At 61.7% G+C, this 15567-nt stretch carries 15 protein-coding genes; 4 read left to right on the forward strand and 11 right to left on the reverse strand.

Features of this window, described 5'->3' with window-relative positions:
• Nucleotides 1–69: 69 nt before the first annotated feature.
• The 7 genes from IPJ76_08705 to IPJ76_08735 form a co-directional block, all read right to left on the reverse strand.
• On the reverse strand, nt 70–579 hold the full coding sequence (locus IPJ76_08705) for a dihydrofolate reductase (GenBank protein QQR88272.1): 510 nt from the start codon (nt 577–579) through the stop codon (nt 70–72).
• The gene (locus tag IPJ76_08710) at nt 576–1370 is read right to left on the reverse strand and encodes a thymidylate synthase (GenBank protein ID QQR88273.1); all 795 of its coding nucleotides are present in this window, start codon (nt 1368–1370) and stop codon (nt 576–578) included. Before IPJ76_08710 ends, IPJ76_08705 begins: the two co-directional genes overlap by 4 nt.
• 9 nt (nt 1371–1379) lie before the next feature.
• A complete protein-coding gene (locus IPJ76_08715) occupies nt 1380–2828 on the reverse strand; it encodes a chloride channel protein (GenBank protein ID QQR88274.1) in 1449 nt (482 codons plus the stop codon).
• 69 nt (nt 2829–2897) lie between these two features.
• Nucleotides 2898–3773: a M23 family metallopeptidase gene (locus IPJ76_08720; GenBank protein ID QQR88275.1), complete on the reverse strand. Its 876-nt coding sequence runs from the start codon at nt 3771–3773 to the stop codon at nt 2898–2900.
• A 194-nt stretch (nt 3774–3967) separates the two neighbouring features.
• Nucleotides 3968–4405, reverse strand: a complete 438-nt coding sequence (locus IPJ76_08725) for an energy transducer TonB (GenBank protein QQR88276.1) — start codon at nt 4403–4405, stop codon at nt 3968–3970.
• A gap of 8 nt (nt 4406–4413) precedes the next feature.
• Nucleotides 4414–6879: a bifunctional UDP-N-acetylmuramoyl-tripeptide:D-alanyl-D-alanine ligase/alanine racemase gene (locus IPJ76_08730; protein QQR88277.1), complete on the reverse strand. Its 2466-nt coding sequence runs from the start codon at nt 6877–6879 to the stop codon at nt 4414–4416.
• Between the two features lie 4 nt (nt 6880–6883).
• A complete protein-coding gene (locus tag IPJ76_08735) occupies nt 6884–7471 on the reverse strand; it encodes a thymidine kinase (protein ID QQR88278.1) in 588 nt (195 codons plus the stop codon).
• Between the two features lie 117 nt (nt 7472–7588).
• Here IPJ76_08735 and IPJ76_08740 point away from each other — a divergent pair, with 117 nt between their 5' ends.
• From IPJ76_08740 to rsmI, 3 genes are read left to right on the forward strand one after another with little or no spacing between them, the layout of a single operon-like run.
• Nucleotides 7589–8347: a hypothetical protein gene (locus IPJ76_08740; GenBank protein QQR88279.1), complete on the forward strand. Its 759-nt coding sequence runs from the start codon at nt 7589–7591 to the stop codon at nt 8345–8347.
• Complete coding sequence (locus IPJ76_08745) at nt 8344–9612, forward strand: M28 family peptidase (protein ID QQR88280.1); 1269 nt, start codon at nt 8344–8346, stop codon at nt 9610–9612. Before IPJ76_08740 ends, IPJ76_08745 begins: the two co-directional genes overlap by 4 nt.
• Nucleotides 9612–10298, forward strand: coding sequence for a 16S rRNA (cytidine(1402)-2'-O)-methyltransferase (rsmI, locus tag IPJ76_08750; protein QQR88281.1), 687 nt, complete (start codon nt 9612–9614; stop codon nt 10296–10298). The genes IPJ76_08745 and rsmI overlap by 1 nt, the downstream gene beginning before the upstream one ends.
• Nucleotides 10299–10359: 61 nt before the next feature.
• On the opposite strand, the gene IPJ76_08755 is transcribed toward rsmI, so the two are convergent.
• The gene (locus IPJ76_08755; protein QQR88282.1) at nt 10360–11790 is read right to left on the reverse strand and encodes a T9SS type A sorting domain-containing protein; all 1431 of its coding nucleotides are present in this window, start codon (nt 11788–11790) and stop codon (nt 10360–10362) included.
• 17 nt (nt 11791–11807) lie between these two features.
• Nucleotides 11808–12155 carry a hypothetical protein gene (locus IPJ76_08760; GenBank protein QQR88283.1) on the reverse strand — a complete coding sequence of 116 codons (348 nt, stop codon included), beginning with the start codon at nt 12153–12155 and terminating at the stop codon, nt 11808–11810.
• A gap of 304 nt (nt 12156–12459) precedes the next feature.
• On the opposite strand from IPJ76_08760, the gene IPJ76_08765 reads away from it, so the two are divergent.
• Nucleotides 12460–13434 carry a YitT family protein gene (locus tag IPJ76_08765; GenBank protein ID QQR88284.1) on the forward strand — a complete coding sequence of 325 codons (975 nt, stop codon included), beginning with the start codon at nt 12460–12462 and terminating at the stop codon, nt 13432–13434.
• Between the two features lie 7 nt (nt 13435–13441).
• Here IPJ76_08765 and IPJ76_08770 read toward each other — a convergent pair whose 3' ends face one another.
• The gene (locus tag IPJ76_08770; GenBank protein ID QQR88285.1) at nt 13442–13918 is read right to left on the reverse strand and encodes a hypothetical protein; all 477 of its coding nucleotides are present in this window, start codon (nt 13916–13918) and stop codon (nt 13442–13444) included.
• Between the two features lie 93 nt (nt 13919–14011).
• Nucleotides 14012–15502: a hypothetical protein gene (locus IPJ76_08775; protein QQR88286.1), complete on the reverse strand. Its 1491-nt coding sequence runs from the start codon at nt 15500–15502 to the stop codon at nt 14012–14014.
• Nucleotides 15503–15567 lie beyond the last annotated feature (65 nt).

Genomic DNA, 15567 nt, shown 5'->3' on the forward strand with positions numbered 1-15567 from the left:
ACGGCAAGTGGGGGGCCAAGGTTTGATCGCCCTCGGAAGGGAAACGACAAGTCTGGGCGGATCAGTGCGCTAGGGCAATCGTTCCAGCCTCTGGAAGGTGAACGCATGCCCGTGCTGTGCATCGGCAGCATGCTCTTCGCGCCAGACTTCCTTCCACTCGTTGGTCGGGATGGACGGGAACGAGGTATCGCCGTCGATGTGCGCATGAACCCGGGTGATGTAGAGCCGGTCCACCAGCCCTTCGCGCAATGCTTCCTTGTAGATCTCGCCGCCGCCGATGATGAAGGCTTCAACGTCACCTTCGTGGCGCGCCAGTGCGATCGCTTCGTTCAAACTGCCCACCACCACTGCGCCCGGCGCATCGAAGTCCGCGTTGCGCGTTACCACGATGTTGGGCCGACCTTTCAGCGGGCGGTACTTCAGCGGAATACTGTCCCAGTTCTTGCGGCCCGTTATCACATGGTGGCCCATGGTGGTGCGCTGGAAGAACTTCATGTCGTCGGGCAAGCGCCACGGCAGATCGCCCTTGCGCCCGATGATGCCGTTCTCGCTGACGGCCACGATGGCGGAAACGATCATACCGAGACGGCCGCCTTGATGTGCGGGTGCGGGTCGTAGTTCTTCAGTGTGAAGTGCTCGAAGCGGAAGGCGAACAGATCCGTCACCGAAGGATCGATCTCCATCGTCGGCAGCGGACGGCAGTCGCGCGTGAGCTGCAGTTGCGCTTGCTCGAGGTGGTCGTTGTAGAGGTGCACATCGCCGAAGGTGTGCACGAACTCGCCGGGCTTCAGGCCGCACACCTGCGCCATCATCATCGTCAGCAGCGCGTAGCTCGCAATGTTGAACGGCACGCCGAGGAAGGTATCCGCACTGCGCTGGTAGAGCTGGCAGCTGAGCTTGCCATCCGCCACGAAGAACTGGAACAGGCAATGGCACGGCGGCAGTGCCATGTTGGGCACATCGGCCGGGTTCCACGCGCTCACGATGAGGCGGCGGCTGTCGGGGTTCTTCTTGATCATGTTCACCACGTCGGCGATCTGATCGATGGTGCGGCCATCCGGTGCGGCCCAGCTGCGCCATTGTTTGCCGTACACGGGCCCGAGGTTGCCATCGGCGTCGGCCCACTCGTCCCAGATGCGCACACCGTTCTCCTTCAGGTAGGCGATGTTGGTGTCGCCTTGCAGGAACCAGAGCAGTTCGTGGATGATGCTCTTGGTGTGCAGCTTCTTGGTGGTGAGCAGCGGGAACCCTTCGCTGAGATCGAACCGCATCTGGTAGCCGAAACAACTGATGGTGCCGGTGCCGGTACGGTCGCGCTTGCTCACACCATTGTCCAGGATGTGGCGCAGCAGGTCGTGGTATTGTTTCACGCCGCGAAACTACCCCAAGCCCGGCACGCTCTGGTCACCGGTACCATCGTCGGTGTGGCGCCAGCCTTTCCACTCGGGCAGGGTGTCCAGCAGGCGCTTCTTCATGCGCTCATAATAGCTGCGCTTGTCGATGGTCTGGCTGATGAGGTAGGCCACCATGGCGGCGTACATGAGCTGCAGGATGATGCTGTGCCGGTCCGTCATCTCCAGCACCAGGATGGCGCAGGTGAACGGTGATCGTGAGGTGCCTGTGAGGAAGGCCGTCATGCCGCAGAGCACCAGCACGTTGAATTCACCGCGACTGGGCTCGAACCATTGCGCCACCCAGCCGCCCACGGCCGCACCCCCTGCGAGGCTGGGCCCGAACGTACCGCCTGCGCCACCTGCCGATGCCGTGAAGATGGGCCCGAGCAGCCGCGCGATCACATCCTTGTAACCGGGGTCCACCTGTTCCGCACTAAAGAGGTACTCCGACATGAAGTGCCCGCCGCTTCCCAGTGTGTGCGGGCCGAGATAGTGCGCGCACGTGGCGAACGCCAGCGCGCAACCCAGTGCCATCAACGCCTGGGCCGATCGTTTTTTCAGACTGCGCCTGAATTTGTCGGTGGCTAGCAGCACCTTGCAGAAGAGGGCCCCCAGCAACCCGCACGGTAGCGAGATGAGCAGCACCTTGTACATGAACGATGGGCCGACCGCACCGAGCTTCGGGTAGAGCAGTTCGCCGCCGAAGTAGGAGCTGATGAGCCACTGGGCCGTCATGCCCGCGATGATGACACTGGAGAACACCGCAGTGCGGAACTGCGCGATGTGGGTCTTGGTCAATTCTTCGATCACGAACACGATACCCCCTAACGGGGTGTTGAACGCAGCGCTGAGGCCTGCCGCGCCGCCGGTGATGATCATCATGCGCCGTTGGATCTTCGGCCAGAAGGAGGGCAGGTATTGGTGCACTGCACGGAACACGCTGCCCGCTATCTGCAGCGTGGGCCCCTCGCGCCCCACGGCGCCGCCGCCCAGCACCATGGCCAGGCTGCTGGCGATCTTCACCAGGATGATGCGCGGGTTGAGGAAGCGCCAACTGCGGTCGCGCGTGGTCTCATCGGCCACCTCCACGGCGGCCATCAGTTGCGGAATACCGCTACCGCCGGCGTACGGGGCGAAGGTGCGCACCAGCCACCAGCTGAACAGGAAGCAGAGCGGTGCCGTTACGAAGATCCAGTCCGGATGGAAACCGAGCAAGTACATCTGGGCTTGCTCCACCCAACGGAACAACAACGTGTACCCCACGGCGATGAAGACGGTGATGATGGCCGCCACCTGGTAGGGCAGGGCCAGCATGGTGATCTGCTTGAACCGCTTGGGCAGCAGGTTGCTGAGCCATACCAGCAGCCGCGTAATGCTGCGCCCGATGCGCCGCGCCACGTCACGCTCCACCTTGGTGGTCCGTTCGCCGATCACGGCGCAAGGCTATTGCGCGCGCACGGGCCCGGGTGGCCGCGGCCTATCCCAGTGCCAACATGGGCAGGCTCACAACGCCATGTACAGCTGCGGGTCCAACGGCTGGCCGTTCAACCATAGCTCGAAGTGCAGGTGCGGCCCGTCGGTTAGTTCGCCACTGTTGCCCACAATGGCAATGGCCTCGCCGGCGCGCACGCGGTCGCCGGTCTTCTTCAGCAGCACCGATGCGTGCTTGTACACGCTCACCAGATCGCCGGGGTGCTGCACCACCAGTATGTTGCCCCCGTCGGAGGTCCACGCGGCCTGCACCACGGTGCCCTCCAGGCAGGCCTTCACCGGCTCATCGGCTTTGCTGGCTACGTCGATGCCCTTGTGCCCGTCCTTCTGCTCGAACTTCTGCGTAACGACCCCGCGCAAGGGCGGGAAGAAGATGATGCCCTCCAGCGCGCGGCGTTTGTTGCCTCCCCCTTCCGTGAGCGCATAGGCCTCCTGTTGAAGTGTGCGCGCCGTGAAGAGGCTCTCAGGCAAGGAGGCTCCCAGGTCCTTTGGTGCTGGCGCACTGGTGGTACGGGGCGCGCGCTTCGCACTATCCGCCGGAAGCTCGCCGCTGAATATGCGGCGCAGGTTCTCGGTGTAAGCCTGCTGCACGTCCACCACGCGCTGCAGGCTGTCGGCCAGCACGGCGGCGTGGTAGCTGTTGATGCGCACATCGGCATCGGCATAGCCGGGTATGTAGCGTTTGATGGGCGTGAAGACGATGAGCGCCACCGTGACGGCGGCCGTGGTGCCCAGCAGGCCGATGACGAGCAGCAGCACGTTCACCGGGGTGAGCCGTATGCTGAAGCTCTCCTTGAAGGTATTGTCGTTGATGAGCAGCAGGCGGTACTTGCTCCACAGCTTGCGCAAGGTGCGTTTGCGTTTGGCCGGGCGCTGCTCAGGGTCCATGGCGTAAAGATGCGGATAGGGCGACCTGAACGATCGTCACGGTGATCCGGCCGATGGGTTGCATGTATTCGGATGCCAACACCATCGCCCTACCTGGCGTGCGGGCGCTGCGTCAAGCGGTGCTGAACGGGTTGGTCAGTCGTGCCGTTATTGTACCCCGGTGCCGCCGCACTGCGCGCGGCCAAAGAGCGCGACTACTTCAGGGTGAACTTCACCGGAAGATTGAATTGCACGTGGACCGGTTTGCCCAGTTGAGTGCCAGGTAACCAGTCGGGCATCATCTGCACAACGCGCAGGGCCTCCTCCCCCAGTCCGGGGCCCTTGGGCACACCGCGCAGCACCTCGGCATCGCGCACCTTCCCCGACTTGTCCACCACGAAGCGCACGTACACAGTGCCTTGTACTTCATTCTCCCGCTCCGGCTCCGGGTAGCGCACATGCTTGCGCAGGAAGTCCATCATGGCCTGCTGGCCTCCGGGGAATTCGGGCATTTGCTCCGCGAAGACCAGAGCGGCATTGCTGTCAGGCGCAAGCACCACCTCTGGCGCTGTATCCTGGGTTTGCACGGGCGTGTCGCTCTGCGCGAAGAGGGAAAGGGGCAAGGCGAGAAGGAGCAGGGCGGGTAGGCGCATGGTTGCGGTCAAGTGTTGCGAACGTACACGCGTTTCACGCGCTGGCTGATGCCGGTAAGGACTTCGTAGGGGATGGTGCCCATGGCTGTTGCCACCTCGCTCACCGGGTGCCTGGCATCGAACACCACGGCCACATCGCCCACGGTGCACGGTGCATCGGTGACGTCCACCATGCACATGTCCATGCACACATTGCCGATGATGGGCGCGCGCCGATCATTGACCCACACGCAGCCCACGCCGTTGCCCAAACGCCGCGACAAGCCGTCGGCGTAACCGATGGGCAGCGTAGCGATGGTGCGTTCGCCCATGACCTGGCCGCGGCGGTTGTAGCCCACGCTATCGCCCGCGTGCAGCTGCTTCAGTTGAGCCACCACCGTGCGCAGTGTCACGGTGTGCTGCAGTTGGGTGGTCTCCTTCGCATCGGCACCGATACCGTGCAACCCGATGCCTACGCGCACCATGTCGAAGTGCGCCTGCGGCCACCGCGCTATGCCCGCTGTGTTGGCCATGTGGCGCAGGGGCTTGTAGCCGAGCACCACGTCAATGGCATCGGCCATGCGCGTGAACACCGCGATCTGTTCACGTGTGAAATCGTCCAGCGCCGCATCCTCGCTCCCCACCATGTGCGATAGGATGGAGGCCACCTTCAAGGCTTGCTGTCCACGGAGTGCATCGAGCAGAACCGGCAGTTCCTCTTCGGTGAAGCCCAAGCGGTGCATACCGGTATCGAGCTTGATGTGCACGGGCGGTGCGTCGGGCATTTGCTGTGCTGCCCCGATGGCCTCGGTGAGCGATCGCATGTCGTACACCTCGGCTTCCAGGCGGAAGCGGTGCAGCGTTTCCATCGCCACCGGCTCCGGGTTCATTACCATGATGGGCATGGTGATGCCGTGGCTGCGCAGCTCGATGCCTTCATCGGCATAGGCCACACCCAGGTAGTGCACGCGCTCATGCTCGAACAGGCGCGCGAGCTCCAATGCACCACTGCCGTAGCCGAAGGCCTTGACCATGGCCATGGTGCGAACGCCGGGTGCGAGAAGGGAACGATAGTGGTTCAGGTTATGTCGTACCGCCTCCAGATCGATCTCCAGCTCGGTACCGTGTACCTGCTGTTGCCATCGTTGTACAATGCGCTCGAATCCGAACCGGCGCGCGCCTTTGATGAGGATGACGGCGCCTGTGAAGGCCTTGGGGTCTTCGTGCGCGAGCATCGCATCCACGTCAGGGTGGAAGCGTGCGTTAGCGCCGAACAGAGGACGTTGTCCGCTGATCCGCGGTCCAATGCCGATCAATTGATGCACGCCGATTTGTCGCAGCGCTTGCGCGACTTCGGGGTAGACCGCATCGTCGTCACCGCTCTCAGCCAAATCGCTGAGCAAGGCGATCATCGGACGGCCGTGTGCAACACGTCGCAAGTGGTCGAGAGCTGAGATCAGGGAGGTTCTATCGAGGCTATAGCTGTCGTCGATGAGCGTGCTGCCGTGCGCGCCTTGCACCGTGCGCATGCGCATGTCCACGGGAACAAGCTGAGCGAGACGTTCGTTGATCCATGCGGTTGACTTTCCCAAGTGCCGGCAAACAGCAATGCAGGTGAGCGCGTTCATGACGCTCGCATCATCATCGAACGGTAGTTCGAACCTTGACGCATTGGTTCCTCCGGAGATCGTATCCAAGGAACTGTGGCCGTCCCGGCGCTCCTCATTCAAGACTGCCAAGATGAGTGCCGATCGATCTGCGGTGTCGCAAGTCATAACCCGGCGCTGTTGATGCACTTGAACAGCCTCATGCACCTTCGCAACGGACGTGATGGTCTGATAACGCGAACGGGAGAAAAGCTTCGACTTTTCCGCAGACTTCAGTTTCTTGTCACCTCCGAACCCCTCATCGTGCGCATCGCCGATGTTGGTGAGCACACCGACCGTGGGACGGATGATGGGCTCCAGCTTCTCCATCTCGCCCGGCTTGCTGATGCCTGCTTCGAAGATGCCCAGCGTGTGCTGCGGGCCCATCTGCAGCACGCTGAGCGGTACGCCCACCTGGCTGTTCCAACTGCCGGGACTGCGCACGATGTTCTCCTCGTGGTGCAGCATCTGCCACAGCCATTCCTTCACGATCGTCTTGCCGTTGCTGCCCGTGATCCCGATGACCGGGATGTTGAAGTGGCTGCGGTGCCATGCCGCGAACTGCTGCAAGGCTGCCAGGGTGTCCTTCACCACCACGACGTTGAGACCGGCCACCGTGTTGGCGTGCTGCTCGTTCACCAGGAAGCCGCGTACACCTTTCGTCGTCAGTTCCTTGATGTGATGGTGGCCATCGTGCCTTGGCCCGCCCAACGCTACGAAGAGCGATGTTGGCGGAACACTGCCACGGGAGTCGATCGCCACGCCGTTCACTTCCAAAGCTCCATCACCCAACACGCGTCCGCCAACGGCTTCGGCGATGGTGCTCAACGTATACCGCCAGTTGCTCATGGGGTCAGCCGCTTGGCGCGCCGGTGGCCGCATCGAAACATGCGCGGCACAGCGGCTCGTAACTGTCCGTTTCGCCCAGCACCACCAGTTCCTTGCTGGCGGAGGTGCGGTGGCTGAAGGTGGCCAGATCGCCGCAGCGCATGCAGATGGCGTGCACCTTGGTGACGTACTCCGCCATGGACATGAGTTGGGGCATCGGCCCGAACGGGCGGCCCAGGAAATCCATGTCGAGACCCGCCGCAATGACGCGGATGCCCTGCGAGGCCAGCTGCGCGCACACCTGTGGAAGTCCCTCGTCGAAGAACTGCGCCTCGTCGATGCCCACCACTTCAATGTCGCCGGCGAGCAAGAGCAGGTTGCTGCTGCTGGGCACGGGCGTGCTTCGGATGGCGGTGCCTTCGTGGCTCACCACGTTGGTCTCATCGTATCGCGTGTCAATGCCCGGTTTGAAGATCTCCACCTTCTGCCGGGCGAACTCGGCGCGACGCAATCGGCGGATCAACTCCTCTGTTTTGCCACTGAACATGCTGCCGCAGATCACCTCCACCCAGCCCTTGCGATGCGTGCGGCTGGCGGCGCGTTCAAGGAACATCTGCGGGGAGGCCTTGTAAGGTTGATCGGAACCCGCGCTGGGCGCGGACTTCCCGCGACCCGTAAGGGGCGGCGAAAAATAGGCAAATTCGCCTGCGGCTACCGTGGCCCGCAACCCATGATCGGAGGCAAACACTTCACCCGCATCGGCGACCTGGCGAGCAGCATTGCGGCCGATGTGCAGCGGCTCGAAGAGGGCAAACTCACTCTGGCCGAACTGGAACAATTGGCCGATCACGCCCGCGACCTGAACGAGCGACTGGTCGTGCTGCGCCACAAAGCGCGCGAGGGAAAGCCCGTTCTGGAGGCCCCTCCGAAGCCAATGGTTGCAGCGGACCCCGAGCCACCGGCCATGTCTGCGGCTCCTATCCGGTTGGACACGGCCCCCAAGCAGACGTCGCTCATCGATGCCATACAAGAGACGGAGAAGAAGCCTGCTCGTCCAGTTGCCTCCGGCCTTGCAGAGAAGCCCGCTCCTGCTCCGGTGCCTGTACCCGTACCTGTGGCCGCTGTCGAACCGCCCGCCCGGACGGGTCCCGCTCCTCCGCCTGTCCCTGTCGCTGAGGCGCCGGCAAAGGCAACCCCGGCACCTGCGGCCAAGGCGTCTCCGGCATCCATCCACGACAAGATCGAGAAGGCACCCATCGCTGACCTTGGCAAGGCCATTGCCTTGAGCCAGAAATTCTGGTTCGTGGCCGAGCTCTTCAATAACGATCGTGCCGCCTACGACAAAGCCATCGAGCACCTGAACAAACAGCAACTACGCGCCGAAGCGAAGGCCTATGTGCAGTACGAAGTGGTAGCGAAGCTCAAGAACCCACCGGGCGAAGAGGTCCTCGCCGCATTCACTGAACTCATAGAACGTCGCCACCGATGAAGAGATCCCTACCGCTGTTCCTTGCTGCACTGCCCATCTGTGCCGCTGCACAGACCGCAACCCCGGATCCACTCGTCACCCAAGCGCGCGGCTACCTCAACGACCTCTGTTCCCCGGAGATGCACGGGCGCGGCTACGTGAACGGGGGTGATAGTCTCGCTGCGGAGTACCTCGCCACCAAGTTCAAGGCGCTCGGTGCACAGCCTGTCAACGGAAGCTACTTCGAGCCGTTCACCTTCAACGTGAACACCTTCCCCGATGCGATGTACGCCGTGGTGGACGGCACCGCGCTGGAAGCAGGGGTGGACTTCATCGTGTCGCCCAGTAGCGGCAAGGCGGCCGGACCGTTCGGCATCGCGCACATCACACCGGCCGACCTCACTGGCGAGAACGCATCACGCACCTATGGCGTCATCAGTGGCAAGGCCGTGCACTTCAAGGTGCCGGAAACAAAGAACGCGGATTCACTCGCTCTGTTTGCCAAAATGGAACGTGAGCTCATGTACTACGCGCCCGTCATCAAGCGCAGCAAGAAGCTCACCTGGAGCGTGAGCCACGAAGCATTGCCTTATCCGCTGCTTGAAGTGCTGCCGGAAGCGATCACTGATAGTGCGCAAGCCATCGACCTGCGCGTGCGGAACACCATGAAGAAGAACCACCAAGCGCGCAACGTGCTCGGCATGGTAAAGGGCAAGCGACCGGGCAAAGGCACGCTTATCATCAGTGCGCACTACGATCACTTGGGCCGCATGGGCGAAGCGCTCTTCCCCGGTGCCAACGACAACGCAAGCGGCGTGGCCATGCTGCTCACGTTGCTGGAGAAGTTCGCCAAGGAGCCACCGGACCACAACGTGCTCTTCATCGCTTTCGCAGGTGAAGAGGCGGGCCTGCAAGGCTCATCGTGGTGCGTTGCCGATCGTCCCATCGACTTCGGTGACGTGAAGCTGATGATCAATCTCGACATCCTCGGCACCGGCGACGATGGCATCATGGTGGTGAACGCCACGGTGCAGGAAGATGAGTTCGCACTACTGACGCAGATCAACACGGACAAGCCGCGTCTCGCGGACATCAAGAGCCGCGGACCGGCCTGCAACAGCGATCACTGCCCGTTCGTGCAGAAGGGCATCCCTGCCATTTTCATCTACACGCTCGGCGGCGGGGCGCACTACCACGATGTGAACGACAAGCCGGACACGCTCCCGCTCACCGACTTCGCCGACATCCATCACACGCTGGTGGACTTCGTTCACAAGTTGAAGTGATGGCGCGCCTCGTTCTGGTGCCGACGCCCATCGGCAACATGGAGGACATCACCGTTCGCGCACAACGCATTTTGAGCGAGTGCAATGCCGTCATCGCCGAGGACACGCGTGTCACAGGTGCCCTTCTGCACAAACTCGGCATCAAGAAGCCGCTCATTCCGTTCCACGCGCACAACGAGCACGGTATGGTGGCGCAGCTGACGCAACGGCTGCTGGCCGGTGAACGACTGGTGCTGGTGAGCGACGCCGGTACCCCGGGCATCAGCGATCCCGGTTTCCTGCTGGTGCGCGAGGCCATCAAGGCCGGTGCGGAAGTCGAGTGCTTGCCAGGACCGACCGCCTTTGTGCCAGCTTTGGTGGCCAGTGGCCTGCCGTGCGATCGGTTCGTGTTCGAGGGCTTCCTCCCGGTGAAGAAGGGAAGGCAGACAAGGCTCGGCGAACTCAAGAACGAAGCCCGCACCATCGTGCTGTACGAGAGCCCGCACCGCATCGTGCGCACCCTGCTCGACCTGTCCTCGGCTTTCGGTGCAGAGCGCCGCGCATGCGTATCGCGTGAGCTGAGCAAGTTGCACGAAGAACATGTGCGCGGCACGCTCGCTGAACTTCACGCGCACTTCAGCGCGAAGGAACCGAAAGGGGAAATGGTGGTGTGCGTGGCAGGCAGATCAGACACTTCAGGAGATTAAGACAACACCCCTGGAGCGAGCGGGCACCGATGTTAGTTCGGAACCCGCTCGCCCTAGGAGGTTAGTGCGCGATCGTGATGCGCGTCTTTCCACTGACGCCTGAAGGAGTGGTCATGCGTAGCGTGTACATGCCTGCTGAGAGGGACGGCAGCACCACCCTGTTCTGTGAACCACCGCGCCATCGCTCGTTCCACACCTGTTGACCGGCGGTGTTCAACAGCTCCACGCGCGTTCCGCTGGGCGCGGCGTCCTGCAGTGAGATGTCGAGCCAAGCTGAGGCAGGGTTGGGAACTGCGTTGATCCGAAGACTGCTGCCTGAGGCATTCGCTTGTACGAAATCGGCTTCCACAGCGCTCAAAGGCGTACCGAACCAATGTGCCTTTGGTGGACTATAGGGGATCATACCCGTTCGCATCATGTTCAACCCCACGGTGTCGAGCTGGCAACCGACACCGATCGTGTTGGGGTAATGAATGATAGCGAGGTGTGTCTCATAGTAGTTGTAGTTCGGCGGTGGGCCGCCGGCCAGGATGCAGTAGATGCGCCCGTCCGGAGCTAGCTGCATGCCAGGTGGGCCGTCCGCACAAGCGATGCCGTCGAGGTCCAGTAGCACTGCGCTATTGTTGATGGTGGTCTCGTCTCCCGAGCTCAGATCGAATTGTAGCCATCGTGCCGAATCGGGTTGAACAAAGCGAGTAACATAGAGCACCTGTGCGTTGGGCGAAAATTCGCCGCCTGCCCCACCGCCGGGGACCGAAATGCTGATCGCCTCGCCAAGCAGGCCCGTTGCAGGGTCCAGTGCATGCAGCAAGAAGTTTCCATTCCCTTTGCTGATGAGCAGCTTGGTATTGTCCGGACTGCATTTGAACCGGACATTCACCGGCAGTGCTTGCGAAAGACTCTGCACCACAGGAGTGGTGACGAGCCCCACCCCGGCATTCACGTTGTACGTGAGCAGGGTGCTATCGCTGTAGTGATGCAGGAGTAACCAATGATCTATCCCATCGGGGGCCGAGCAGATCCCCACATCAGAACCCACCCCGGTAGCGAGAAGTACATCGGTTTCATCCGGAACAAAGGCGGCCGTTCCGGCTTGCACATCCACTTGAAGCAGCGAATAGGTAATGCTGCTGACGCTCCAGAAGAGGTAGTACAGGGTCGCATCCCCCGGATGCGGGATCACATGCGTGCTTCCGTGATCAATGAACCCGGAACCACCGGCCACAGGGTCCCCGTTCCCGTCCAACACGCCCTCATCGGTACTGATGCTGAAGGCCACCTTGCCCGATACCGGGTCCGTGACCGTGTAGATGAAATCGCCGAAGCTCATCGGGCAACTATCCAATACAACCACAGGCATTAGGCCCGCAGTGAATTCCAAGGAAACCTGATCGTGCATGTACCAAGTGTCCCAGTAGTTGCCCAAGGGCATCTGGCTTTGGGCTGCAGCACTCAGCAACATGAGTGCGAACCAGCAATTGATCGTTTTCATGGTTCTGCTGGGGTTGTTCAATTGCATCCGGGGCTGTACGCCACGATCCGCATGGAGCCGTCGTCGAAACAGTTTTGCTCGGCGGGGTAGGTGCAGGTCGCGCCGGACCAGCTCAGGCACACAAGCGAACAACCTGCGCCGCGAGGAACTAGACCACTGTTAGGGTTTGCGCACGCCTGAGTAGCGCCAGGCAACGCGGTCATGTAGTGTAGAGTGGAAGTATTCGACCCCGCACAGTACACCCTGATCTGCTCGATGCGGTCGGCGTTGCCGGGAAGCGTTAGCAGTATCTCTTGCGTGCCACTGTTCACGGTGGTCAACCAACTGGAAATCGTGTTCGTGTTGGTGCGGTAGTAGAACCGCATGTTCAGATCGTACGGAGAGAGGTTTGAGACCGTGTAGGCAGGAGGGTCGCCGTTCGGAGGTGGAACAGGATTAAGCGAGCTGCATGGAATGTTCGGCTGTGCTTGGCCAATTGCACAAACAAAGGTCAGCAGCGCGGCTACGAGGAACCTTGGCCTTCCGGTCGCGCGGTTCGCGGTTTTCGGTTTTCGGTTTTCATTGGATTTGGTTTTACTGCCAAGCTAAGCGCGTTGCGAGTACGGATGCCGCAACGACCTATCGAGGCATGACCGGTCGATCTTCCAGTGAGCGGCTACCTTGCCGCCGATGAAGGCCTACGTGGAACGTCTCGTGCTGCGCACCGTGCTGCGTGGCCAGGCCGCCATGATGCGCGACGAGGAGTTCTCCGCGTTCGCGCTAGCCAAAGGCTATAAGCAACTGCGGGCCCAAGCATGGCGCACGACCAAGGATGTTTTCATGATGGCCACGGGTGTGGCGAGCGCGGCTTTCGGGTTGGAGGGATTCCTCCTGCCGAACACCTTCATCGACGGTGGTGCAACGGGCATAGCACTGCTCATCACCGCGTACAGTGGACTTCCGCTCGGCACCTGGTTGCTGCTGATCAACATCCCGTTCATCGTCATGGCCTACCGCATGATCGGGAAAGAGTTCGCTATGAAAACGGTGTTGGGCATCGCCACCCTTGCGCTGGTGGTGAGCACCGTGCATTTCCCGGAGGTCACGCACGACAAGCTGCTGGTGGCGGCGTTCGGCGGGTTCTTCCTCGGTCTGGGTATCGGCCTCGCAGTGCGGGCCGGGGCGGTCATCGACGGCACCGAAGTACTGGCCATCGCCATCAGCCGCCGCACCGGGCTCACCATTGGTGACGTGATCCTTCTGGTGAACGTCATCATCTTCGGTGTGGCCGCATGGCTGCTGAGCGTGGAGACCGCTCTCTACAGCATGATCACCTACCTCGCCGCCAGCCGCACCGTCGATTTCATCATCGAGGGCATCGAGGAATACACGGGGGTCACTGTGATCAGCCCGCACAGCGAAGAGATCCGCGACATGATCGTGAACAAGCTCGGACGCGGCGTCACGGTGTACAACGGTAAGCGCGGCTACGGCAAAGGGCTCCACCCGAACGATACGGAGATCATCTACTGCGTGATCACGCGTTTGGAGGTTGGTCGCATGACGGGTGAGATCCGCCGCATCGACCCCAACGCGTTCGTTGTGATGACGAGCATCAAGGACACGCGCGGTGGAATGATCAAGCAGCGGCGCCACAAGCACTGAGCCGCCTTCACGCACCTGCCGCCGCTGTTCGTCGTCGCCGCTCATCGATGGCGTGCACGGCTGCCAGAAGCGCTACGACGCTGGGGGCCTCTTCGCCCACCGGAACGGACAGGGCGTGTTCCATGCGCCAAGTGTTCCAATTGTAGCGGCTGGTGATCACGGCGTGCACGTGACCGTTGGCGTCGACCAAGTGATGTTCGTGGCGCCAGATGCTGGGCCTCTTCACGGTAAGCGAGCGATCGGGCCGCGACAGGTCGTGGAGTTCGATGGCGCCATGCCATTGGGCGCGCATGCGAACCACGCAGTGCCCGTTGAACAGTACTTCCATGGCGGTGAAGAGGTTGTTCCTCACCCTGTATACACCGTCCGATGTGGTGATCTCGACCAGCGGACGCCAGTACCCGGTGCGGACCAGCCGGCCCATTTCGTGGCCATCGCTGGAAACCACGCGCACTGTGTGCCGGTCGATGTGTTGCAGACGCATGCCGGCACAAAGCAACATGCCCCACCGGATGCTCACTGTCGAAATGACGAACGGCCCCCGCATGGAGGCCGTTCGTCATTTCGTGCTGATGGACTATTCGAACACCACGGCGCGTGCCGCACGGCCATCGGCAAAACGTACCACAATGCGATAGGTGCCAGCCGCAAGATCGCCGCGTTCAACAACGGTGCGCAAAGCATTCACGGTTTGTGCGCGCGCCAGTCGGCCATCAAGCGTGTAGAGGTCGTAACCAACAACGAGTCCGGCCGGGCTGTCCAAGGTGATGTTCTCGGCAGCGGGGTTCGGCTGCAACACCATGGCGGCTGCGGCGGTGGGTTCATCAATGCCGATGGGAGAGCCGACACACACACAGTTCGCGTTCCAAGTATCCCAGAGCGTGTTCGCATTGTTGTCGTTGCACGGTGTGCCTGGCAACGCCGTTCCGCCGGATACGCCTTGGCAGTCCACATTGCCGCAGGGCGGCTCGGCATTGGTGAGCGATATGGTAACGGTTGCGATCGCAGCGGGGCATGGTGGAACCGTAACACGGTATTGCCAAGCCCCGGGGAAATCGTTCAGCGCATCGAAGGTGGACGTATAGCCACCGATCAGGAAGCCTAGCGGATCATACCACGAACCTGCTTGGGAAGGGCTGCCGGTCAGGGCACTGCTCAACTGGAAGGAAGTGTCGGTCTCACAAACTTGCACGGCCATGCCTGTTCCGGGGTTGCCCGGCTGCACCACGGATACTGAAACGACGGACGATGGGTTGCCGCATGGGGGGATGCCGGGAACAGTGTAGGTGTAAGCCCCCGCAGGACTTGTGCCCGGGGTGAAGGTGCTCGGTACGGTGTTGCCCTGGTAGGTCCAAGTACCACCGGTGTCAGGACCGCCCCCCAGGAAACTGAACAGGTCGAATGGGGCTGCTGTTGCACAGGTTTGCACTGTGCCGTTTGTGCCTGCGTTGGAGTTGATCTGGTAGGTGATCAGCACCTGTTGGGCAGTGTCAATGCATGGAAAGTTCTGATCGAACTGGTAAGTGTAGAAGCCCGCTTGGCTTTGCCCAGGATCGAAAATGCCGTTGGTGATCGTTACTCCGTTCGGATCGAGCCATTCACCACCGGGGTCCGGAGAACCGTCCAGTACAGTGATGAGCTGGATGTTCGCGTCGCTGTTGCATACCGAGATCTCGGCATAGCCGCCGGGGTCGGGCGTGGTTGCTGCGGTAACGGTCTTGGTACCGGTCCACGTGTCCACCAGCACCCCGTTGATGTTGAGTTCCCCGATCACGGTGTACGTGCCGGCCGGGTACGGCCCGGATTGGGTGAGCGGTTGGCTGAACGGTGTGACGCCGCCGCCGCCGCCACCGCTGCAGTTGAGCACCACGGTGAGGGTGAAGCCGTTCGGTGTTATGGTGAAATTGTCGGGCATGTAATTCGCCCCGGGGAAGTTCCCGATAACGTTCATGCCGACCAGGTCGCATGCGTCGGGCGTGCCGGGGTTCCAAGTGATGTTGTTGATGTTCTGCGCGCTTCCAATGAGCGGCATGATCACCAAAGTGCACGGAAGTAGCGATCGGAGCATGGGGCTTCGTTTTTCGTGTAAGGAGCCCAAATGTAGCGGGAGGCAGCACGAGGGTGCACCCGCTA

It is taken from the genome of Flavobacteriales bacterium (genome assembly GCA_016699575.1).
Lineage (GTDB): Bacteria > Bacteroidota > Bacteroidia > Flavobacteriales_F > PHOS-HE28 > PHOS-HE28.